Here is a 24,686-nt window from a genome sequence, read left to right on the forward strand (position 1 = left end):
AATTCAGGGAATGTTGACCTAGAGAATAGTTCATTCTCACAACATCAATGCCGCAGGAATATGCATTTAGATTAACAGACTAGCAAGATATTAACAGCGTGGCTATCTCATATCCCGGATAAAAAAGGCGGAACAAAGTTCCGCCTTTTATCAGACAACGCTCACATTAGTGCTTATTTTTAGCTGCGATTCGCTCTCTTACGATCATTCTCTGTCAGATGTTTTTTACGAATCCGAATACTAAGTGGTGTAACTTCCACTAATTCATCATCATCGATGAACTCGAGTGCCTGCTCCAGAGTATATTTGATAGCCGGAGAAAGAACCTGAGCTTCATCAGTACCTGAAGCCCGAACGTTGGTTAACTGCTTTCCTTTCAGACAGTTTACTGTCAGATCATTAGAACGATTGTGAATACCAATCACCTGACCTTCATAAACTTCATCCGCGTGTTCAGCAAATAATCGACCACGTTCCTGCAAATTAAACAAAGCATAAGTCAGCGCTTTGCCCGTAGCATTAGAAATCAGCACACCATTGTTACGTTGACCAATAGAGCCGCCTTTGTGAGGACCATAATGATCAAACGTATGATAAAGGAGACCAGAGCCGGAAGTGAGCGTCATAAACTCAGTTTGGAAACCAATCAGTCCACGTGATGGCATCACGAAATCCAGACGAACACGACCTTTACCATCCGGAGACATGTCTTTTAGCTCACCTTTACGTATGCCTATATTCTCCATGATACCGCCCTGGTGTTCTTCAAGAACATCAATAGTTACGGTCTCAAATGGTTCCATCAACTGACCATTTTCTTCTTTCAGAATAACTTCCGGACGCGAAACTGCCAGCTCAAAACCTTCACGGCGCATGTTTTCAATCAGAATTGATAAATGCAGTTCACCCCGGCCGGAGACTCTGAATTTATCCGGGTCATCGGTTTGCTCAACCCGAAGCGCAACGTTATGGACCAGTTCTTTCTCCAAACGCTCCAGAATATTACGCGAAGTGACAAACTTCCCTTCTTTACCGGCAAACGGAGAAGTATTTACCTGGAAGGTCATGGTAACTGTCGGCTCATCTACTGAAAGCGCAGGTAGAGCATCTATCTTATTGACATCACAAATCGTGTCCGAGATTTTCAGTTCACCCAAACCAGTAATCGCAACGATATCTCCCGCAGTTGCCTGTTCAACATCATGCCGTTCCAGTCCCATATAACCGAGAACACTTCCGACTTTTCCGTTTCTCTTCTTACCGTCTGCACCAATAATGCTCACTTGCTGGTTTGGTCTTACCGTACCACGAGTCACCCGGCCGACACCGATAACACCGACATAAGAGCTGTAGTCAAGCTGAGAGATTTGCATTTGCAACGCACCATCAAGATCAACTGATGGTGATGCAACATTGTCTACGATAGTCTGGAAGAGAGGTTCCATATTCTCACCTTCTTCACCTTCTTCCAGCGTCGCCCAGCCATTGAGTGCTGAAGCATAGACTACCTGAAAATCAAGTTGCTCATCGGTTGCACCAAGATTGTCAAATAAGTCAAATACCTGATCCATAACCCAGTCCGGACGAGATCCCGGCCGGTCGATTTTGTTAATAACAACAATAGGTTTCAGGCCATGATCGAATGCTTTCTGTGTCACAAAACGAGTCTGAGGCATAGGGCCATCCACAGCATCGACGATCAGCAATACTGAATCGACCATTGACATAATCCGTTCAACTTCACCACCAAAATCGGCGTGTCCCGGAGTATCAACGATATTAATGCGGAAATCATTCCAGAGAATTGCAGTATTCTTCGCCAGGATAGTGATCCCACGCTCTTTCTCAATATCATTCGAGTCCATGACTCGTTCTTCAACTTCACCGCGAGACTGCAAAGTTCCGGATTGTTGTAATAGCTTATCAACTAAGGTAGTTTTACCGTGGTCGACGTGTGCAATGATCGCAATATTTCTTAATTTATCAATCTGTGGTGTTGTCATGGATTCATCATCACTTTCAAAGTTCAGTTCCCACCTTTTCCGGGCTTGTTTGGCATAACCGGATACGGGATTAAAAAAACGCTCAATAATGTACCAGATTTTGAAGAAATGCCCAGAAATATGTGATCTAAAACAAGCGTATTTCTCTTCCCGGTACTCTTTCTCTGTATTTATTCAGTTTAGTCTCAGAAATTCTTTATATAAAAAGAACACTGTTCAGAAATCCTTCATTACGAAAAAGACGGAAAAACCATCAAATGCTGTTTGACAAATTGCCTATTCATAGGGCTGAATAGAGGAGAGTTTGGCAAGTATTGGTGCAATCATATTTTTAACGCACCATAATAGTGCAAGGCGCAAATCATTTTAGTGCAATGGTTGGTAACAGAGAACTCATTGTTTTATCAAGACATTGAATTAAAAGGATTTTTAATTGTGGCACGATTTTGGCTAACGAGTTTGTTAGCTTCGGTTAACGTGATGAACACAAAGTTAATTGATGCTTAACCTAAACCGAATCGCGCTTTTATCGATTATTTAACACTGGAGGTTGTCCAAGATGTCAGTAGAAAATGTTCTATCGCTGATCCAAGAAAACGAAGTTAAGTTTATTGATTTACGCTTTACAGATACAAAAGGTAAAGAGCAACACGTTTCTATTCCTGCTCACCAAATCGATGCAGACTTCTTCGAAGAAGGTAAAATGTTCGATGGTTCATCTATTGCCGGCTGGAAAGGAATTAATGAATCTGACATGGTCCTGATGCCAGATGCCTCAACTGCTGTTTTAGATCCATTCACAGAAGATGCAACGCTGAACGTACGTTGTGACATCTTAGAACCTGCTACAATGCAGGGTTACGACCGCGACCCTCGCTCTATCGCAAAGCGTGCTGAAGAGTATATGCGTTCTACAGGTATTGCCGACACTGTTCTGTTCGGTCCTGAGCCAGAATTCTTCCTGTTTGACGATGTCAAATATTCATCTGATATGTCCGGTTCTTTCTACAAAATTGATGATGTAGAAGCTGCATGGAACACCGGTTCAGATTTCGAAGGCGGAAACAAAGGTCACCGTCCAGGAGTTAAAGGTGGTTACTTCCCTGTAGCTCCGGTTGACTCTTCTCAGGATATCCGTAGCGCAATGTGTCTGATTATGGAAGAGATGGGACTTGTTGTTGAAGCTCACCACCATGAAGTTGCGACCGCAGGTCAGAACGAAATCGCTTGCCGTTTCAATACATTGACTACAAAAGCAGATGAGATTCAGATCTATAAGTATGTGATTCACAACGTTGCTCATGCTTTTGGAAAAACAGCGACATTCATGCCTAAACCACTTGTTGGAGACAACGGTTCAGGTATGCACTGCCACCAATCTCTGGCAAAAGATGGCGTTAACCTGTTTGCTGGTGACAAATACGGCGGTCTGTCTGAAACAGCACTGTATTATATCGGTGGTATCATCAAACATGCACGTGCAATCAACGCTTTTGCAAACGCATCAACGAACTCGTACAAACGTCTTGTTCCTGGATTCGAAGCACCTGTTATGCTGGCTTATTCTGCACGTAACCGTAGTGCATCTATCCGTATCCCAGTGGTACCAAGCCCTAAAGCACGTCGTATCGAAGTTCGCTTCCCAGATCCAACAGCAAACCCATATCTGGCTTTTGCGGCAATGCTGATGGCTGGCCTTGACGGGATTAAGAACAAAATCCACCCTGGAGATGCAGCAGATAAAGACTTGTATGATCTTCCAGCAGAAGAAGCAGCACAAATCCCAACTGTAGCTGAGTCTCTACAACAAGCTCTGGAAGCTCTTGATGCAGACCGTGAATTCCTGACTTCAGGCGGTGTATTCTCAGATGACTTCATCGATTCATATATCGCTCTGAAAGCGGACGATGTAACCCGTCTGAATATGACAACTCACCCAGTTGAGTTCGAATTGTACTACTCTGTATAAATTCGTTTTTCAACTCTCGAATTGAAGCTCGCCATCAGGCGGGCTTTTTTTTTACTTACCCAATATTACTTATTGAAATATCAAGATAAATCTTTACATGAACCTCACAGATAAAGGGCATATCAGGCAAGATAATTGCATTCATCTCTATAGTAATAAACCATGGCTACAGTCGTCATGAAATCGTGCTCAACGCGCTGTGATTCGCCTGATTTCAGGGATAAGAGACTTGTATTTATCACTCAGTTAGCCATACTCATTCTATTAACGCACCATTTTTGTGCATTGCATTATTTTGGAACATGGTGATAATTCATGAGTAGTGAACTCAGTACAACAATATTAAACAATATTGTGACATCCACACTAATACTGGATGAGTCCTTGTGTGTCCGCTATGCGAATCCCTCGGCAGAACAGTTATTTTCACAGAGTGCAAAGCGTATTATTAACCAACCTTTGTCCAATTTGATCCAACATGCCTCTCTGGACCTGGCGTTGCTTTCACAACCTTTGCAAAGTGGTCAAAGTATTACCGACAGCGATGTAACATTCGTTGTTGACGGAAAACCACTCATGCTTGAAGTCACTGTGAGTCCACTAACCTGGCAGAAACAGCTAATGCTATTGGTTGAAATGAGAAAGATAGGTCAGCAACGCCGCCTGAGTCAGGAACTGAATCAACATGCCCAGCAACAGGCAGCAAAACTACTGGTTCGGGGCTTAGCTCATGAGATCAAGAATCCATTGGGAGGGCTTCGTGGTGCCGCCCAACTATTGGAAAGAATGCTCCCGGACCAAAGCCTGACTGAATATACCCAGATCATCATAGAACAAGCGGACCGACTCCGGGCCTTAGTTGATCGATTACTTGGTCCACAAAAGCCGGGAAAAAAATGTTCTGAAAACTTACATCTAATCCTGGAGAAAGTACGCCAGTTGGTCGAACTGGATGCCAGTTCTCACCTCGTTATCGAACGTGATTATGATCCAAGTTTGCCCGATATCATGATGGATACCGACCAAATTGAGCAGGCATTACTGAATATTGTCAGCAATGCTGCACAAATTTTGTCATCACAACCTCATGGAAAAATCACACTTCGCACCAGAACAGTGCATCAGGCCAATATCCATGGGCAAAGGCACAAGCTTGTTGCACGAATTGAAATCATTGATAACGGCCCGGGGATTCCAAATGAGTTACAAGATACGCTTTTCTACCCGATGGTCAGCGGAAGAGAAGGTGGCAGCGGGCTCGGACTGTCAATCTCCCAGAACTTAATTGATCAGCACAATGGCAAGATAGATGTTGAAAGCTGGCCCGGTCGGACTGCTTTTACAATATATCTTCCGATAAATTGAATCATTGTCGGTTAACTAAGATTTTATACACGAAATAATATTTACGAATGAAGTAACTATTTACGGAACAAAGAACTTTTACCGCTTAACAAACGTTAGTGACAGATGCTGTTTGAGGAATACTGATTATGAGTAAAGGATACGTATGGGTTGTCGATGACGATAGCTCTATTCGATGGGTGATGGAGAAAACCCTGTCTTCAGCGAACATCAAATGTGAAACTTTCTCTGATGCAGAAAGTGTACTGATGGCTTTGGAAAGAGAATCCCCTGACGTATTAGTATCCGATATCCGTATGCCCGGAATCGATGGAATCGAACTATTGAATCAAGTTCACACCCGCTCGCCGGATCTACCTGTGATCATCATGACAGCTCACTCGGATCTGGATGCTGCAGTCAATGCATACCAAAAAGGAGCTTTTGAATATCTTCCCAAGCCCTTTGATGTTGACGAAACCCTGACTTTAGTAGAACGAGCCATCGCCCATGGGCAGGAACAGAGAAAAGAGCAGTCTGGCCGACTGGCAAATACCGATGAAACACCAGAAATTATTGGTGAAGCTCCAGCCATGCAGGAAGTTTTCAGAGCAATAGGACGTCTTTCCCGTTCTTCAATTTCTGTTCTGATCAACGGTGAATCAGGTACGGGTAAAGAGCTGGTTGCTCATGCGTTGCACCGCCACAGTCCCAGAGCTCAAAAGCCGTTTATCGCCTTGAATATGGCTGCGATTCCAAAGGATCTGATTGAATCAGAGCTATTCGGTCACGAGAAAGGTGCATTTACTGGTGCGAATAATGTCAGACAAGGCCGATTTGAACAGGCCAATGGCGGCACGTTATTTCTGGATGAAATTGGAGATATGCCCCTTGATATCCAAACACGATTACTACGTGTATTAGCCGACGGACAATTTTATCGTGTCGGGGGACATTCAGCGATAAAAGTCGATGTCCGAATTGTTGCTGCGACGCATCAAAACCTTGAGAAACTGGTTCATCAGGGGAAATTCAGAGAAGACCTCTTCCATCGTCTGAATGTCATCCGGATTCATATTCCTGCGCTCAGAGAACGACGACAAGATATTGAGAAGCTGACGAAACATTTCCTCGCTCTGGCAGCGAAGGAGCTTGGCGTTGAAATGAAAACCTTGCATCCAAAGTCACTGGAAATATTAAATCGACTGGATTGGCCTGGGAATGTCCGTCAACTCGAGAACATGTGCCGCTGGCTCACTGTCATGGCCAGTGGAACTGAAGTCCTGCCAAATGATTTACCTTCAGAGCTTCTTGCAGAGAAGAAAAGTGTAGAATTTGACAGTGACACTAGCTGGCAGAAGCAACTGGAAGCTTGGGCGAAAACAGCCTTATCCGCAGGAGAGACTGATCTACTCTCTTATGCTTTACCTGAGTTTGAAAGAATTCTTCTGGAAGCTGCATTAAATCATACCAACGGTCATAAACAGGATGCGGCAAAAGTTCTGGGATGGGGGCGCAACACGCTGACCAGAAAGTTGAAAGAGCTTTATTGAGTTCTCCTCAATTTTTCAATATCAAATCATATGTGACTACTTCTTCACCCAATGAAGTAGTCACTACTGCTCATCAGCTGACATATCTTGTTCGGCTCCTTATACTAAGCAAACCTTACCCCGGACAAATGTGTTACAAAGGTGACCAGCATGATCGATCCCACTCTTCCACTTACTGATTTACACCGCCATCTTGATGGGAATATTCGTCCTCAGACAATTCTGGAACTAGCCAGGCAGTTTAATATCTCTCTGCCAGCAAATAATCTGGAGCAGCTACGTCCTCATGTACAAGTTCTTGATAACGAACCCTCGCTTGTTGCTTTTCTGGCAAAGTTAGATTGGGGAGTTTCCGTATTGGGAGATCTTGAGGCATGCCGGCGTATTGCGTATGAAAATGTGGCAGATCTCTTACGGGCTGGTATTGACTATGCGGAACTGAGATTTTCTCCCTACTATATGGCAATGAATCATCAACTACCACTCGGAGGTGTTGTCGAAGCTGTTATTGATGGTGTTCAAGCTGGCAGCAGAGATCTTAATGTTCAGGTGAACCTGATTGGTATTATGAGCCGAACCTTCGGGACGAAGGCCTGCCAAGAAGAATTAACAGCAATCCTGACACAGAAAAAACATATGGTCGCTATCGATCTTGCCGGAGATGAGTTAGGTCATCCGGGTGAACAGTTCATTTCCCATTTTCAGCAAGTCCGAGAATCAGGCTTGCATGTAACCGTACATGCCGGAGAAGCTGCCGGTTCAGAAAGTATCTGGCAGGCTATCCAAGAATTGGGAGCAACCCGGATAGGGCACGGCGTGAAAGCTATCAATGATCCAAACTTAATGGAATACATGGCGAAACATGGAATCGGAATTGAATCCTGTTTAACTTCGAATATTCAGACCAGTACTGTTGATTGCTTAGAAAAACACCCGATTAAAACATTTCTGAAATATGGAATTCCTGTCTGCCTCAATACTGATGATCCTGCTGTTGAAGGTATTGAATTATTACATGAGTATGAAAGTGCAGCGCCCAAAGCTGGTCTATCACCTGAGCAACTGAGAGAGATACAAAACAATGGACTTGAACTAGCTTTTTTATCTGATAAAGAGAAGCAAAAGATCAGACAGCATGCACTCTCTAAGTAATATTTAAACCAAATCACCATTTGCAGGGATTCATTGTTCCCTGCTCTTCTCCCTATAACTCCACATATATTTCATCCAGTAAAACTTCCCTAATCGGACAACAGTGGACTAACAGTTTCAGTGGGTATCAGAGTCTGAGGCCAACATATTAGTCTGGAAATAGATTCAGAATGGATAGCCGTAGTTGTAAAGTTGGTCAGCGTAGAAACCGGTGTAAGCAGGCTGAAACCTTTGGGGCAAAACAACAGAAACCAGTAGTCCCGACGTAAAAAAGCCCCAGTCTTGCAACTGAGGCTTCAATAAGTGGCGGAGCGGACGGGACTCGAACCCGCGACCCCCGGCGTGACAGGCCGGTATTCTAACCAACTGAACTACCGCTCCACTTTTCAATCTGTCTGCTAAATCAAGTCTAATGCAACAGCTGCTTCATTTAGCTCGGTTCTCATCTTCTCAAAGACAAAAACATAATGTAAGCCTGGCGATGACCTACTCTCACATGGGGAGACCCCACACTACCATCGGCGCTGTTTCGTTTCACTTCTGAGTTCGGCATGGAATCAGGTGGGTCCAAAACGCTATGGCCGCCAGGCAAATTCTTTTAATCCGGAAAGCTGTATTCTCAAATCCACAACCAAGTCTCTTCAGAGCCCTAAAACCCCTTCGGTGTTGTATGGTTAAGTCTCACGGGCAATTAGTACAGGTTAGCTCAATGCCTCACAGCACTTACACACCCTGCCTATCAACGTTCTGGTCTCGAACAACCCTTCAGGACACTTTAAGTGCCAGGGAAGACTCATCTCAGGGCTCGCTTCCCGCTTAGATGCTTTCAGCGGTTATCGATTCCGAACTTAGCTACCGGGCAATGCGATTGGCATCACAACCCGAACACCAGAGGTTCGTCCACTCCGGTCCTCTCGTACTAGGAGCAGCCCCCTTCAATCTTCCAACGCCCACGGCAGATAGGGACCGAACTGTCTCACGACGTTCTAAACCCAGCTCGCGTACCACTTTAAATGGCGAACAGCCATACCCTTGGGACCGACTTCAGCCCCAGGATGTGATGAGCCGACATCGAGGTGCCAAACACCGCCGTCGATATGAACTCTTGGGCGGTATCAGCCTGTTATCCCCGGAGTACCTTTTATCCGTTGAGCGATGGCCCTTCCATTCAGAACCACCGGATCACTATGACCTGCTTTCGCACCTGCTCGAGCCGTCACTCTCGCAGTCAAGCGGGCTTATGCCATTACACTAACCTCACGATGTCCAACCGTGATTAGCCCACCTTCGTGCTCCTCCGTTACTCTTTGGGAGGAGACCGCCCCAGTCAAACTACCCACCAGGCACTGTCCTCAACCCGGATTACGGGCCTAAGTTAGAACATCAAACATACAAGGGTGGTATTTCAAGGTCGGCTCCACAATCACTGGCGTGACTGCTTCAAAGCCTCCCACCTATCCTACACATGTAGGCTCAATGTTCAGTGCCAAGCTGTAGTAAAGGTTCACGGGGTCTTTCCGTCTAGCCGCGGGTACACTGCATCTTCACAGCGATTTCAATTTCACTGAGTCTCGGGTGGAGACAGCGTGGCCATCATTACGCCATTCGTGCAGGTCGGAACTTACCCGACAAGGAATTTCGCTACCTTAGGACCGTTATAGTTACGGCCGCCGTTTACCGGGGCTTCGATCAAGAGCTTCGCATACGCTAACCCCATCAATTAACCTTCCGGCACCGGGCAGGCGTCACACCGTATACGTCATCTTACGATTTTGCACAGTGCTGTGTTTTTAATAAACAGTTGCAGCCACCTGGTATCTGCGACTCCCGTCAGCTCCATCCGCAAGGGACTTCACCATCAGGAGCGTACCTTCTCCCGAAGTTACGGTACCATTTTGCCTAGTTCCTTCACCCGAGTTCTCTCAAGCGCCTTGGTATTCTCTACCCGACCACCTGTGTCGGTTTGGGGTACGATTTCTTGTGAACTGAAGCTTAGAGGCTTTTCCCGGAAGCATGGCATCAATGACTTCACTACCGTAGCAGCTCGACATCGTGTCTCAGCCTGTTGTGGAACCGGATTTGCCTAATCCCACAGCCTACGCACTTGAACCTGGACAACCGTCGCCAGGCCCACCTAGCCTTCTCCGTCCCCCCATCGCATTCACAACAAGTACGGGAATATTAACCCGTTTCCCATCGACTACGCCTTTCGGCCTCGCCTTAGGGGTCGACTCACCCTGCCCCGATTAACGTTGGACAGGAACCCTTGGTCTTCCGGCGAGGAGGTTTTTCACCCCCTTTGTCGTTACTCATGTCAGCATTCGCACTTCTGATACGTCCAGCATGCCTTACAGCACACCTTCAGCCGCTTACAGAACGCTCCCCTACCCAATATGATAAATCACATTGCCGCAGCTTCGGTTTACAGCTTAGCCCCGTTACATCTTCCGCGCAGGCCGACTCGACTAGTGAGCTATTACGCTTTCTTTAAATGATGGCTGCTTCTAAGCCAACATCCTAGCTGTCTGAGCCTTCCCACATCGTTTCCCACTTAGCTGTAATTTGGGACCTTAGCTGGCGGTCTGGGTTGTTTCCCTCTCCACGACGGACGTTAGCACCCGCCGTGTGTCTCCCGGATAGTACTTACTGGTATTCGGAGTTTGCAAAGGGTTGGTAAGTCGGGATGACCCCCTAGCCTTAACAGTGCTCTACCCCCAGTAGTATTCGTCCGAGGCGCTACCTAAATAGCTTTCGGGGAGAACCAGCTATCTCCGGGTTTGATTGGCCTTTCACCCCTAGCCACAAGTCATCCGCTAATTTTTCAACATTAGTCGGTTCGGTCCTCCAGTTGATGTTACTCAACCTTCAACCTGCCCATGGCTAGATCACCCGGTTTCGGGTCTATATCCAGAGACTAAGCGCCCAGTTAAGACTCGCTTTCGCTACGGCTCCCCTATACGGTTAACCTTGCCACTGAATATAAGTCGCTGACCCATTATACAAAAGGTACGCAGTCACAGGACAAAGCCTGCTCCTACTGCTTGTACGTACACGGTTTCAGGTTCTATTTCACTCCCCTCACAGGGGTTCTTTTCGCCTTTCCCTCACGGTACTGGTTCACTATCGGTCAGTCAGGAGTATTTAGCCTTGGAGGATGGTCCCCCCATATTCAGACAGGATATCACGTGTCCCGCCTTACTCGATTTCACTTAAGCAGCGCTGCCGGTTACGGGGCTGTCACCCTGTATCGCGTGCCTTTCCAGACACTTCACCTGACGCTGCCTATGCTTAAGGGCTGGTCCGATTTCGCTCGCCGCTACTTTCGGAATCTCGGTTGATTTCTTTTCCTCGGGGTACTTAGATGTTTCAGTTCTCCCGGTTCGCCTCATTAACCTATGGATTCAGTTAATGATACATGCTTATGCATGTGGGTTTCCCCATTCGGAAATCTCAGACTCAAGTGGCTCTTACTGCCTCATCTGAGCTTATCGCAAGTTAGTACGTCCTTCATCGCCTCTGACTGCCAAGGCATCCACCGTGTACGCTTAGTCACTTAACCATACAACCCGAAGAAGTTTCAGATTGCACTGTCAGCAACCAAAGTTGTCTCTCATTGATTTACATGAGCGAGAGACTGGTTTTGCCGGACTCAATTGAATACATACATTAAATGTATTCCAAGAACACTTGATTGTGTTGGTCTTTCTCTTTCGAGAAAGTATTGAGAACTTTTACAAGTAATCTGTTGTTTCTTTAAAAAACAACCATTACTTTGTCAGCTTTCCAAATTGTTAAAGAGCAAGATTTTACTTCATTCAAAGCAAAACCATTTCTAAATATTCTCTTTCTTAACACTCTAAAAAAGAACACTTAAAGATGGTGGAGCTATGCGGGATCGAACCGCAGACCTCTTGCATGCCATGCAAGCGCTCTCCCAGCTGAGCTATAGCCCCACTAAAATCTCTTCTCTATAAACCAAATCAATCTGTGTGAACACTCATACAACAACATCTTTACGTAAGGAGGTGATCCAGCGCCAGGTTCCCCTAGCGCTACCTTGTTACGACTTCACCCCAGTCATGAACCACAAAGTGGCAAGCGTCCTCCCGAAGGTTAAACTACCTGCTTCTTTTGCAGCCCACTCCCATGGTGTGACGGGCGGTGTGTACAAGGCCCGGGAACGTATTCACCGTAGCATTCTGATCTACGATTACTAGCGATTCCGACTTCATGGAGTCGAGTTGCAGACTCCAATCCGGACTACGACGTACTTTTTGGGATTCGCATGCTCTCGCGAGTTAGCTGCCCTCTGTATACGCCATTGTAGCACGTGTGTAGCCCTACTCGTAAGGGCCATGATGACTTGACGTCGTCCCCACCTTCCTCCGGTTTATCACCGGCAGTCTCCCTGAAGTTCCCGGCCTAACCGCTGGCAATCAAGGATAAGGGTTGCGCTCGTTGCGGGACTTAACCCAACATTTCACAACACGAGCTGACGACAGCCATGCAGCACCTGTCTCAGAGCTCCCGAAGGCACACCAGAATCTCTTCCGGCTTCTCTGGATGTCAAGAGTAGGTAAGGTTCTTCGCGTTGCATCGAATTAAACCACATGCTCCACCGCTTGTGCGGGCCCCCGTCAATTCATTTGAGTTTTAATCTTGCGACCGTACTCCCCAGGCGGTCTACTTAACGCGTTAGCTCCGAAAGCCACGACTCTGGGTCACAACCTCCAAGTAGACATCGTTTACGGCGTGGACTACCAGGGTATCTAATCCTGTTTGCTCCCCACGCTTTCGCATCTGAGTGTCAGTATCTGTCCAGGGGGCCGCCTTCGCCACCGGTATTCCTTCAGATCTCTACGCATTTCACCGCTACACCTGAAATTCTACCCCCCTCTACAGTACTCTAGCCTGCCAGTTTCAAATGCAACTCCGAGGTTAAGCCCCGGGCTTTCACATCTGACTTAACAGACCACCTGCATGCGCTTTACGCCCAGTAATTCCGATTAACGCTCGCACCCTCCGTATTACCGCGGCTGCTGGCACGGAGTTAGCCGGTGCTTCTTCTGCAGCTAACGTCAAAGAACAGCTCTATTAAAACTATCCCCTTCCTCACTGCTGAAAGTACTTTACAACCCGAAGGCCTTCTTCATACACGCGGCATGGCTGCATCAGGCTTGCGCCCATTGTGCAATATTCCCCACTGCTGCCTCCCGTAGGAGTCTGGACCGTGTCTCAGTTCCAGTGTGGCTGATCATCCTCTCAGACCAGCTAGGGATCGTCGCCTTGGTGAGCCCTTACCTCACCAACTAGCTAATCCCACCTGGGCATATCCTGACGCGAGAGGCCCGAAGGTCCCCCTCTTTGGTCCGTAGACATTATGCGGTATTAGCCATCGTTTCCAATGGTTATCCCCCACATCAGGGCAATTTCCCAGGCTTTACTCACCCGTCCGCCGCTCGACGCCGAGAAAGCAAGCTTTCTCTCGTTTCCGCTCGACTTGCATGTGTTAGGCCTGCCGCCAGCGTTCAATCTGAGCCATGATCAAACTCTTCAATTAAAAGTTTTTTTGAAGCTGAAGCTTCGGCTCAATGAATACTGTTCGTCTTACATAAATGTAAGACTGAATTGACTGTGCTGAACTTCAATTCCCGAAAGAATCTCGGTTCGGTTGGTCACTCGTATCATTGATAAAATCTTTTGGATGTTTATCGACGAGTGCCCACACAGATTGATTGGTCTATATTGTTAAAGAGCTTTGCTTTCAGTGCCTTAGCACCTTGGCAGGAGGCGTATAATACGCTACCTACTTCGAAAGTCAACATAAAACTTTCATCTTTCTGAAAAGCTTTATGGTGACCTGCTTCCTGAAGAAGCAAGCATGTTTCCGGGTTTATCTCAACCTGAAAACGATAATTAAAGCCTGGCGATGACCTACTCTCACATGGGGAGACCCCACACTACCATCGGCGCTGTTTCGTTTCACTTCTGAGTTCGGCATGGAATCAGGTGGGTCCAAAACGCTATGGCCGCCAGGCAAATTCTTCTAATCCGGAAAGCTGTATTCTCATATCCACAATCAAGTCTCTTCAGAGCCCTAAAACCCCTTCGGTGTTGTATGGTTAAGTCTCACGGGCAATTAGTACAGGTTAGCTCAATGCCTCACAGCACTTACACACCCTGCCTATCAACGTTCTGGTCTCGAACAACCCTTCAGGACACTTTAAGTGCCAGGGAAGACTCATCTCAGGGCTCGCTTCCCGCTTAGATGCTTTCAGCGGTTATCGATTCCGAACTTAGCTACCGGGCAATGCGATTGGCATCACAACCCGAACACCAGAGGTTCGTCCACTCCGGTCCTCTCGTACTAGGAGCAGCCCCCTTCAATCTTCCAACGCCCACGGCAGATAGGGACCGAACTGTCTCACGACGTTCTAAACCCAGCTCGCGTACCACTTTAAATGGCGAACAGCCATACCCTTGGGACCGACTTCAGCCCCAGGATGTGATGAGCCGACATCGAGGTGCCAAACACCGCCGTCGATATGAACTCTTGGGCGGTATCAGCCTGTTATCCCCGGAGTACCTTTTATCCGTTGAGCGATGGCCCTTCCATTCAGAACCACCGGATCACTATGACCTGCTTTCGCACCTGCTCGAGCCGTCACTCTCGCAGTCAAGCGGGCTTATGCCATTACACTAACCTCACGATGTCCAACCGTGATTAGCCCACCTTCGTGCTCCTCCGTTACTCTTTGGGAGGAGACCGCCCCAGTCAAACTACCCACCAGGCACTGTCCTCAACCCGGATTACGGGCCTAAGTTAGAACATCAAACATACAAGGGTGGTATTTCAAGGTCGGCTCCACAATCACTGGCGTGACTGCTTCAAAGCCTCCCACCTATCCTACACATGTAGGCTCAATGTTCAGTGCCAAGCTGTAGTAAAGGTTCACGGGGTCTTTCCGTCTAGCCGCGGGTACACTGCATCTTCACAGCGATTTCAATTTCACTGAGTCTCGGGTGGAGACAGCGTGGCCATCATTACGCCATTCGTGCAGGTCGGAACTTACCCGACAAGGAATTTCGCTACCTTAGGACCGTTATAGTTACGGCCGCCGTTTACCGGGGCTTCGATCAAGAGCTTCGCATACGCTAACCCCATCAATTAACCTTCCGGCACCGGGCAGGCGTCACACCGTATACGTCATCTTACGATTTTGCACAGTGCTGTGTTTTTAATAAACAGTTGCAGCCACCTGGTATCTGCGACTCCCGTCAGCTCCATCCGCAAGGGACTTCACCATCAGGAGCGTACCTTCTCCCGAAGTTACGGTACCATTTTGCCTAGTTCCTTCACCCGAGTTCTCTCAAGCGCCTTGGTATTCTCTACCCGACCACCTGTGTCGGTTTGGGGTACGATTTCTTGTGAACTGAAGCTTAGAGGCTTTTCCCGGAAGCATGGCATCAATGACTTCACTACCGTAGCAGCTCGACATCGTGTCTCAGCCTGTTGTGGAACCGGATTTGCCTAATCCCACAGCCTACGCACTTGAACCTGGACAACCGTCGCCAGGCCCACCTAGCCTTCTCCGTCCCCCCATCGCATTCACAACAAGTACGGGAATATTAACCCGTTTCCCATCGACTACGCCTTTCGGCCTCGCCTTAGGGGTCGACTCACCCTGCCCCGATTAACGTTGGACAGGAACCCTTGGTCTTCCGGCGAGGAGGTTTTTCACCCCCTTTGTCGTTACTCATGTCAGCATTCGCACTTCTGATACGTCCAGCATGCCTTACAGCACACCTTCAGCCGCTTACAGAACGCTCCCCTACCCAATATGATAAATCACATTGCCGCAGCTTCGGTTTACAGCTTAGCCCCGTTACATCTTCCGCGCAGGCCGACTCGACTAGTGAGCTATTACGCTTTCTTTAAATGATGGCTGCTTCTAAGCCAACATCCTAGCTGTCTGAGCCTTCCCACATCGTTTCCCACTTAGCTGTAATTTGGGACCTTAGCTGGCGGTCTGGGTTGTTTCCCTCTCCACGACGGACGTTAGCACCCGCCGTGTGTCTCCCGGATAGTACTTACTGGTATTCGGAGTTTGCAAAGGGTTGGTAAGTCGGGATGACCCCCTAGCCTTAACAGTGCTCTACCCCCAGTAGTATTCGTCCGAGGCGCTACCTAAATAGCTTTCGGGGAGAACCAGCTATCTCCGGGTTTGATTGGCCTTTCACCCCTAGCCACAAGTCATCCGCTAATTTTTCAACATTAGTCGGTTCGGTCCTCCAGTTGATGTTACTCAACCTTCAACCTGCCCATGGCTAGATCACCCGGTTTCGGGTCTATATCCAGAGACTAAGCGCCCAGTTAAGACTCGCTTTCGCTACGGCTCCCCTATACGGTTAACCTTGCCACTGAATATAAGTCGCTGACCCATTATACAAAAGGTACGCAGTCACAGGACAAAGCCTGCTCCTACTGCTTGTACGTACACGGTTTCAGGTTCTATTTCACTCCCCTCACAGGGGTTCTTTTCGCCTTTCCCTCACGGTACTGGTTCACTATCGGTCAGTCAGGAGTATTTAGCCTTGGAGGATGGTCCCCCCATATTCAGACAGGATATCACGTGTCCCGCCTTACTCGATTTCACTTAAGCAGCGCTGCCGGTTACGGGGCTGTCACCCTGTATCGCGTGCCTTTCCAGACACTTCACCTGACGCTGCCTATGCTTAAGGGCTGGTCCGATTTCGCTCGCCGCTACTTTCGGAATCTCGGTTGATTTCTTTTCCTCGGGGTACTTAGATGTTTCAGTTCTCCCGGTTCGCCTCATTAACCTATGGATTCAGTTAATGATACATGCTTATGCATGTGGGTTTCCCCATTCGGAAATCTCAGACTCAAGTGGCTCTTACTGCCTCATCTGAGCTTATCGCAAGTTAGTACGTCCTTCATCGCCTCTGACTGCCAAGGCATCCACCGTGTACGCTTAGTCACTTAACCATACAACCCGAAGAAGTTTCAGATTGCACTGTCAGCAACCAAAGTTGTCTCTCATTGATTTACATGAGCGAGAGACTGGTTTTGCCGGACTCAATTGAATACATACATTAAATGTATTCCAAGAACACTTGATTGTGTTGGTCTTTCTCTTTCGAGAAAGTATTGAGAACTTTTACAAGTAATCTGTTGTTTCTTTAAAAACAACCATTACTTTGTCAGCTTTCCAAATTGTTAAAGAGCAAGATTTTACTTCATTCAAAGCAAAACCATTTCTAAATATTCTCTTTCTTAACACTCTAAAAAAGAACACTTAAAGATGGTGGAGCTATGCGGGATCGAACCGCAGACCTCCTGCGTGCAAGGCAGGCGCTCTCCCAGCTGAGCTATAGCCCCATCGCGGCATATTGCAAATTTTCTTATGCAAGGCAAGTTATGAGGAAGCATATCAATAATATGCGACGAATAACTTAACACAGCAGAAGGAAATTTGGTGGGTCTGAGTGGACTTGAACCACCGACCTCTCGCTTATCAGGCGAACGCTCTAACCACCTGAGCTACAGACCCAAAATCTCTTCTCTATAAACCAAATCAATCTGTGTGAACACTCATACAACAACATCTTTACGTAAGGAGGTGATCCAGCGCCAGGTTCCCCTAGCGCTACCTTGTTACGACTTCACCCCAGTCATGAACCACAAAGTGGCAAGCGTCCTCCCGAAGGTTAAACTACCTGCTTCTTTTGCAGCCCACTCCCATGGTGTGACGGGCGGTGTGTACAAGGCCCGGGAACGTATTCACCGTAGCATTCTGATCTACGATTACTAGCGATTCCGACTTCATGGAGTCGAGTTGCAGACTCCAATCCGGACTACGACGTACTTTTTGGGATTCGCATGCTCTCGCGAGTTAGCTGCCCTCTGTATACGCCATTGTAGCACGTGTGTAGCCCTACTCGTAAGGGCCATGATGACTTGACGTCGTCCCCACCTTCCTCCGGTTTATCACCGGCAGTCTCCCTGAAGTTCCCGGCCTAACCGCTGGCAATCAAGGATAAGGGTTGCGCTCGTTGCGGGACTTAACCCAACATTTCACAACACGAGCTGACGACAGCCATGCAGCACCTGTCTCAGAGCTCCCGAAGGCACACCAGAATCTCTTCCGGCTTCTCTGGATGTCAAGAGTAGGTAAGGTTCTTCGCGTTGCATCGAATTAAACCACATGCTCCACCGCTTGTGCGGGCCCCCGTCAATTCATTTGAGTTTTAATCTTGCGACCGTACTCCCCAGGCGGTCTACTTAACGCGTTAGCTCCGAAAGCCACGACTCTGGGTCACAACCTCCAAGTAGACATCGTTTACGGCGTGGACTACCAGGGTATCTAATCCTGTTTGCTCCCCACGCTTTCGCATCTGAGTGTCAGTATCTGTCCAGGGGGCCGCCTTCGCCACCGGTATTCCTTCAGATCTCTACGCATTTCACCGCTACACCTGAAATTCTACCCCCCTCTACAGTACTCTAGCCTGCCAGTTTCAAATGCAACTCCGAGGTTAAGCCCCGGGCTTTCACATCTGACTTAACAGACCACCTGCATGCGCTTTACGCCCAGTAATTCCGATTAACGCTCGCACCCTCCGTATTACCGCGGCTGCTGGCACGGAGTTAGCCGGTGCTTCTTCTGCAGCTAACGTCAAAGAACAGCTCTATTAAAACTATCCCCTTCCTCACTGCTGAAAGTACTTTACAACCCGAAGGCCTTCTTCATACACGCGGCATGGCTGCATCAGGCTTGCGCCCATTGTGCAATATTCCCCACTGCTGCCTCCCGTAGGAGTCTGGACCGTGTCTCAGTTCCAGTGTGGCTGATCATCCTCTCAGACCAGCTAGGGATCGTCGCCTTGGTGAGCCTTTACCTCACCAACTAGCTAATCCCACCTGGGCATATCCTGACGCGAGAGGCCCGAAGGTCCCCCTCTTTGGTCCGTAGACATTATGCGGTATTAGCCATCGTTTCCAATGGTTATCCCCCACATCAGGGCAATTTCCCAGGCTTTACTCACCCGTCCGCCGCTCGACGCCGAGAAAGCAAGCTTTCTCTCGTTTCCGCTCGACTTGCATGTGTTAGGCCTGCCGCCAGCGTTCAATCTGAGCCATGATCAAACTCTTCAATTAAAAGTTTTTTTGAAGCTGAAGCTTCGGCTCAATGAATACTGTTCGTCTTACATAAATGTAAGACTGAATTGACTGTGCTGAACTTCAATTCCCGAAAGAATCTCGGTTCGGTTGGTCACTCGTATCATTGATAAAATCTTTTGGATGTTTATCGACGAGTGCCCACACAGATTGATTGGTCTATATTGTTAAAGAGCATCTAGCGCTGGGCTTATCGCCTCGGCTAGGGGTGCGTATCTTACGCCTTTCGAAAATCAAGTCAACACATATTTGCCAGTATTTTCTAGATTTTCTTTGACCTTCAGCTTGCCGTTTTCAGACACTCTCTGTCGGTGAGGCGGCATTATAGGGAACAAATAACTTGTAGCAAGTGATTTTTTAACTTTTTCTTTCGTTTGCTCAAAAAGGAATCAAAAACCTTTTAAATAATGTTACAACCTTTGAGGATTATCACAGCAATAGGTTGGAAAAACACCATACATAAACGTAAGATTCATGTATCTGTTCTATTTTGTTTATGTATTCATCTTTCTTATTTAATTGATAAGTAGTATTCCAATATGAATTTGACTAAATCTCTTTTATGGCTTGCCGCATTTGCTGTGTTAGGTGCTATCGCTCTTTCTCAGTTGGCAATTCCCGCGGTTGTTGCTTTTCTGATTGGACTTGCAGGTGCAACCCTTATTTTTATCCTCACCTCACAAACCACATCTTCTCGCCAACAATCACAGATGGCGACAACAACGCTATATGTCGGCAATCTGCCTTACAAAGCAAATGAATCAAATGTGAAAAGCCTATTTTCACAATACGGCGAAGTATTTGCAGTCCGTTTAATGAAAGACAAGCGGACCGGGAAGCGGCGTGGATTTGGTTTTGTCGTCATGCCCGACGCCGAAGCTCAAAAAGCCATTACTCAACTCAATGAGTCCAGTTATATGGACAGAACCCTAAAAGTCCGGGTTGCTAACGATCCGAAAAATCCGGAATCGGAAAACGTTCAACTCGATTAAATCCCCAACCTGAAAGGATCTGATTCAGTGCCTTCTCTTTAAATGGGAAGGTACTGGAAAATATCCGGTGCTTTCCCGGAATATGTCGACACATTAGTGGTGAAACCAGGCTCTCAACTCTTTTAGCAATTGCCTTCCCCGAATCAACTAAAACGACCTCATTTCCCAGCACCTGCTGAATTTCACCTCTCAACAATGGAAAATGAGTACATCCAAGTACAGCAACATCAACTCTTCCCCGGACTGGCTGGAGAATATGGCTCAATTGTTCCATATCAACAGAATCACCCCGTAATTTATGTTCAGCGATATCAACCAACTCAGTCGATCCCAGCAGATATACTTCTTTATTACAGGAAAAATCACGGATCAGTTCATGCGTATATGGGCGTCGGATAGTCGCAGGAGTTGCGATAAGACCGACAGATTTTCGGGCCAGATTGCAGGCAGGCTTAATGGCGGGAACAACACCAACTACGGGAATGCTTAGTTTTTTGCGTAATGTAGGGAGGACGATCGTACTCGCGGTATTACAGGCGATCACGACTAAATCAATATCCATTTCCGTCACGATTGACGTAACTAAGGTTTCAACCCGGCTCAGTAATTCTTGCTGTGATAACTCTCCGTAAGGATAACCCTCGTTATCAAACAGATAGAAATAGTTATGATTAGGGAGTAAACGATGGATTTCCCGATAAACCGACAACCCGCCGACACCGGAATCAAAGAGTAGAATATTAGGAACTAGTGAGGACACGATAACAACATTGAACAACAGCAAGCTAGAGAATAAGTTGCATCATACGCTTTCAATGTTTTTTGGCAATAACAATGGATTTATGAGAAAGCCGCCAGTATAGGCGGCCCATAACGATCAAAAATCATACGACATGTTTAGATAGTATTCTCTATCTGCCGTGTTATAACCAAGCGCTGTCTGATAATCTTTGTCAAGCAAATTAGCTACTTTAGCACCGACTTTCAATCCATTATCAAATAAATAAGAAGTCGCCACATCAACTAAACCGTAGCCCCCCATCACTTTGCTGTTACTGGCATCATCATATCTTTTTCCCTGAAACAAATAACTCAGATTAATTTGCCATTGTTCAATTCGATATTCGGTATCCCACTTCACATTATGTCTCGCCCGTCGCCTTAGTTGCTGACCCGTCGCACTATTCTTAGCATCCAGAAAATCATATGCAATAGTATGATAGAAGTTCCCTGTATCAAACTCCGACACAAATTCAATACCTTGTATCTCTACTTTGTCTACATTCTCATTTGAAGAACTATCGATCATGTTTTTGACAAGACTTCTATAAGCAGCAAGGCGAATATCCGCATTTTGATAAGTTCCTTCGAATGCAAGTTCACCTGTTTTTGTGTCTTCAGGAACAAGTAATGGATTTCCGGAATAACAACCAAAGGATCCAAAACATTGAGTAGGCCAGTAGAGCTGATTAAATGTTGGTGCTTTGAAAGCTTCGCCATAACTAGCCGTGATTCGGAAATCATCCGAGAAACGATAAGCAGATGCAATTTGACGAGTTGTCACATAGTTGTAGGTACTACTCTTATCTCGTCGAATATTACCCTCGGCAGAAAAATCCCCCAAGGATAAATACCCGCCAATATATCCAGCAATATTTCTTCGCTTATCATTAATATATTCGACTGAACCGTTATCAACACGATCACGATACCAATCTACACCACCTGTAACTACAAGTGCATGACTTAACTTATACTGGTTATCCCATGACAGTGTATCCCGATTGGTACTGATCGTATTTGGTGTTGCCCCCTGCCCATGAGTTTCGGCCGAGTCTTGATTCGTTGCAATAGTAAAATGACTTTGATAGTTCTGATCTGTCTTATATTCTGTAACCAGACCAATATTGTATAAGTCGCTATCTGTCTGGTCTGCTCCGTTAGATGATCGTCCGTAGTCATAATCAGAATCTTTTCTCTGATAATACCCATTAAATTTTAAAGTGAATGAATCAGATATATTCTTGCCTGCATCAGCCAGAATATATTGAGAAAGAACCCCATCATTATCAGAATCATAGGTGTTAGTACTATCAGACTTCACATCAAATCCATCATTCTGTTGATGTGTAATCGACATGTTTAGCCAGCTACTTTCATCAGCTGTAGAAAAATAAGCATTAGTATCGAAGTAATGATGGCTTCCCACTGATGTCGAAACACCTGCCCTGTTATTCGGTGATGCAGTAGTAATCAAATTAACAACACCGCTTACAGCATCAGAACCATAAACTGCAGCACGCGGGCCCCGAAGCACTTCGATTCTCTCGATACCTTTCAGTGGGATTGCGGATAGATCAGTTGCTCCGGTAGTGGCACTACCAATGCGAATACCGTTAATGAGAAATAGCGTATTTTTAGATGAGCGTCCCTGTAAATAAAGCTCCGAGCTTTGTCCAATCCCTCCCTGATTAACAATTTGAGCATTGGGCAAACGTTTCAAAACTTCAATCAAAGATGTCGCTTGAATTGCATCAATATCCTGTTTGGTAATTACTTCTACAGGTTCAATCGTCTCTTGTATTTTCTGTTCAAACCGATTAGCCGTAACAACCATAGTCTCTGTATTTGAACTGTCTGCGTAAGAATAAAAGGCACAAGGAAGCTGCGATACCACTGCTATCGCTAAAGTTGTTTTTTTCATTGTTATATCCTGAATTCGCGTTAATCCGACCGGGTTTGCAATGTTGTCCCGGCTGTTGGCAGGTCTTCGGACTTAAGAATATGATCGCAATAATACGACGGCCGAAACCTCGACTTCCCACATAAAATGCAGTGTCTAGGGAGATTTAGTCTTCTATTTACCGCTGCGCGTCAGTTCTGGATTTACACCAGATTCCCTTTTAAGCTCTTAACAGATTGTTAACAGCACCAACAGGACGCTGATAATATTGATACCTGTCACATTTGTCCAGTGTCAGAAAGCTGCTTATAGTATGCTGAATTTAATACAAGGGGCTGGACTTCTGGTCAGGTTTGAATAAAATCTGCGCTCTTTGATTGTTCGCTCTGTGTGTAAAAAGGTAATACGATGGCTACTCTTGATGTAAATCCCGAACGCTACCAATCTCAGTTGAAAGAGAAAGTGGCCCGGCTTACCAACATGTTTTCTGAATTTCAGATGCCAGAGCTGGAAATCTTCGAATCTCCAGAGCAACACTACCGAATGCGTGCCGAATTCCGGGTCTGGCACGAAGGTAGCGACCTATACTACATCATGTTTAATCAGGAAACCCGACAAAAATACCGTGTAGATCAATTCCCGGCAGCAAGCCAACTTATCAATCAATTGATGCCAGCACTGATAGAACATATCCGGGACAACGATATCCTGCGCCACAAACTGTTTCAGGTTGATTTTCTATCGACTCTCAGTGGTGAAATTCTTGTGTCATTACTCTACCACCGCCAGATCGGCCAAGAATGGGAACAGGCGGCACAGATTCTGCGACAACAGCTACAGCAACAAGGCTTTAATCTCAACTTAATCGGACGAGCCCGTAAGATCAAAATGGTATTAGACCGGGATTACGTGATCGAAGAACTTTCGGTTCACGGTCAGAAATATATATATCAGCAAGTTGAAAACAGTTTTACCCAACCAAACGGACGTGTTGCAGAAAAAATGCTGGAATGGGCGGTTGATTGTACTCGGGGCAGTCAAGGTGATCTGCTGGAACTCTACTGTGGAAATGGTAATTTCTCGCTAGCACTGGCGCAAAACTTTAACCGCGTACTAGCAACTGAACTCGCTAAGCCCTCAGTCGACTCTGCGCAATATAACATTGCTGCCAATAAGATAGATAATGTACAGATCATTCGAATGTCCGCCGAAGAATTTACTCAGGCAATGGAAGGACAACGTGAATTCCGTCGTTTGAAAGATGCCGGAGTCGACTTGAAAAGCTACCAGTGTGAAACGATTTTTGTCGATCCACCCCGCTCCGGTATGGACATCGATACCTGTAAAATGGTGCAAAAATACCCGCATATTCTTTATATCTCCTGTAACCCAGAAACACTCAGAGAAAACCTTTCCGTTTTGAGTGATACACATCGTGTCAGCCGGTTTGCTCTCTTTGATCAATTTCCATTTACCCACCATATGGAAGCTGGCGTACTGCTAGAGCGCATTAAATAAAGGGTTTAAGAGATCTTCATCATTCAAAAACCACTACAGGGTACGGGGACGGTAATAATTCTCAAAAACCTGTCTATCTTCGCTGACGACACCAAACTGCAAGCAACCTTCAATTGCTGAATGAAGATTCGTTGCTGCCTGTAATCCTGCATTAAGACAATGTGTCCGTAAAATCTGGGTAGAACCCACTTGTCATTAGTTGACCTATTTTTGCTAATGGTTGATTATGTGCTTAATTTTATATTCCGTTAGATAAGCTCAGTCTGTAGTTGTCG

9 protein-coding genes, 4 tRNA genes, 6 rRNA genes and 1 riboswitch are annotated in these 24,686 nt (G+C 46.4%); of the genes, 6 read left to right on the forward strand and 13 right to left on the reverse strand.

Translation table 11 applies throughout. The annotated features are described in order from the left end of the window. Positions 1-179: 179 nt before the first annotated feature. The gene (gene typA / locus OCU74_RS15225) at positions 180-2,003 is read right to left on the reverse strand and encodes a translational GTPase TypA (RefSeq protein WP_087482791.1); all 1,824 of its coding nucleotides are present in this window, start codon (positions 2,001-2,003) and stop codon (positions 180-182) included. Between the two features lie 559 nt (positions 2,004-2,562). On the opposite strand from typA, the gene glnA reads away from it, so the two are divergent. The 4 genes from glnA (at position 2,563) to add (ending at position 8,021) form a co-directional block, all read left to right on the forward strand. Beyond that, the gene (glnA, locus tag OCU74_RS15230; protein WP_087482790.1) at positions 2,563-3,972 is read left to right on the forward strand and encodes a glutamate--ammonia ligase; all 1,410 of its coding nucleotides are present in this window, start codon (positions 2,563-2,565) and stop codon (positions 3,970-3,972) included. Between the two features lie 315 nt (positions 3,973-4,287). After that, the gene (glnL, locus tag OCU74_RS15235; RefSeq protein ID WP_087482789.1) at positions 4,288-5,337 is read left to right on the forward strand and encodes a nitrogen regulation protein NR(II); all 1,050 of its coding nucleotides are present in this window, start codon (positions 4,288-4,290) and stop codon (positions 5,335-5,337) included. Positions 5,338-5,465: 128 nt separating this feature from the next. Beyond that, on the forward strand, positions 5,466-6,869 hold the full coding sequence (gene glnG / locus OCU74_RS15240) for a nitrogen regulation protein NR(I) (RefSeq protein WP_087482788.1): 1,404 nt from the start codon (positions 5,466-5,468) through the stop codon (positions 6,867-6,869). A gap of 150 nt (positions 6,870-7,019) precedes the next feature. After that, on the forward strand, positions 7,020-8,021 hold the full coding sequence (gene add / locus OCU74_RS15245) for an adenosine deaminase (protein WP_087482787.1): 1,002 nt from the start codon (positions 7,020-7,022) through the stop codon (positions 8,019-8,021). A gap of 304 nt (positions 8,022-8,325) precedes the next feature. Here the strand turns inward: add and OCU74_RS15250 are convergent. The 10 genes from OCU74_RS15250 to OCU74_RS15295 all read right to left on the reverse strand — a co-directional run bounded on the left by OCU74_RS15250 (position 8,326) and on the right by OCU74_RS15295 (position 19,197). Then, positions 8,326-8,402, reverse strand: a tRNA-Asp gene (locus OCU74_RS15250). Positions 8,403-8,494: 92 nt separating this feature from the next. Beyond that, positions 8,495-8,610: ribosomal RNA gene (gene rrf / locus OCU74_RS15255) — 5S ribosomal RNA — on the reverse strand. An 81-nt stretch (positions 8,611-8,691) separates the two neighbouring features. Then, positions 8,692-11,580 (reverse strand): 23S ribosomal RNA (locus tag OCU74_RS15260). A gap of 318 nt (positions 11,581-11,898) precedes the next feature. Then, positions 11,899-11,974 (reverse strand) — tRNA-Ala (locus OCU74_RS15265). 65 nt (positions 11,975-12,039) lie between these two features. After that, positions 12,040-13,581, reverse strand: a 16S ribosomal RNA gene (locus tag OCU74_RS15270). A gap of 361 nt (positions 13,582-13,942) precedes the next feature. Then, positions 13,943-14,058 (reverse strand): 5S ribosomal RNA (gene rrf, locus OCU74_RS15275). A gap of 81 nt (positions 14,059-14,139) precedes the next feature. Further along, positions 14,140-17,028: ribosomal RNA gene (locus OCU74_RS15280) — 23S ribosomal RNA — on the reverse strand. Positions 17,029-17,345: 317 nt separating this feature from the next. Next, positions 17,346-17,421, reverse strand: a tRNA-Ala gene (locus OCU74_RS15285). Between the two features lie 95 nt (positions 17,422-17,516). Further along, positions 17,517-17,593, reverse strand: a tRNA-Ile gene (locus OCU74_RS15290). A gap of 62 nt (positions 17,594-17,655) precedes the next feature. Then, positions 17,656-19,197, reverse strand: a 16S ribosomal RNA gene (locus tag OCU74_RS15295). Together the 16S, 23S and 5S rRNA genes with 4 tRNA genes alongside form the textbook arrangement of a ribosomal RNA operon. A gap of 560 nt (positions 19,198-19,757) precedes the next feature. Between OCU74_RS15295 and OCU74_RS15300 the strand changes: the two genes are divergently transcribed. After that, a complete protein-coding gene (locus tag OCU74_RS15300; RefSeq protein ID WP_087481884.1) occupies positions 19,758-20,210 on the forward strand; it encodes an RNA recognition motif domain-containing protein in 453 nt (150 codons plus the stop codon). Here OCU74_RS15300 and murI read toward each other — a convergent pair. Both murI and OCU74_RS15310 read right to left on the reverse strand, forming a co-directional pair. Further along, positions 20,164-20,973, reverse strand: coding sequence for a glutamate racemase (gene murI, locus OCU74_RS15305; RefSeq protein WP_087482040.1), 810 nt, complete (start codon positions 20,971-20,973; stop codon positions 20,164-20,166). The genes OCU74_RS15300 and murI overlap by 47 nt on opposite strands. Positions 20,974-21,087: 114 nt before the next feature. Then, a complete protein-coding gene (locus OCU74_RS15310) occupies positions 21,088-22,914 on the reverse strand; it encodes a TonB-dependent receptor domain-containing protein (RefSeq protein ID WP_143693253.1) in 1,827 nt (608 codons plus the stop codon). Positions 22,915-22,954: 40 nt separating this feature from the next. Then, a riboswitch (cobalamin riboswitch) is annotated at positions 22,955-23,161 on the reverse strand. A 140-nt stretch (positions 23,162-23,301) separates the two neighbouring features. Here OCU74_RS15310 and trmA point away from each other — a divergent pair. Then, entirely contained in the window at positions 23,302-24,411 is a 1,110-nt protein-coding gene (gene trmA, locus OCU74_RS15315) for a tRNA (uridine(54)-C5)-methyltransferase TrmA (protein WP_087481885.1), read from the forward strand. Positions 24,412-24,686: the final 275 nt, after the last annotated feature.

Source organism: Vibrio mangrovi (genome assembly GCF_024346955.1).
Lineage (GTDB): Bacteria > Pseudomonadota > Gammaproteobacteria > Enterobacterales > Vibrionaceae > Vibrio > Vibrio mangrovi.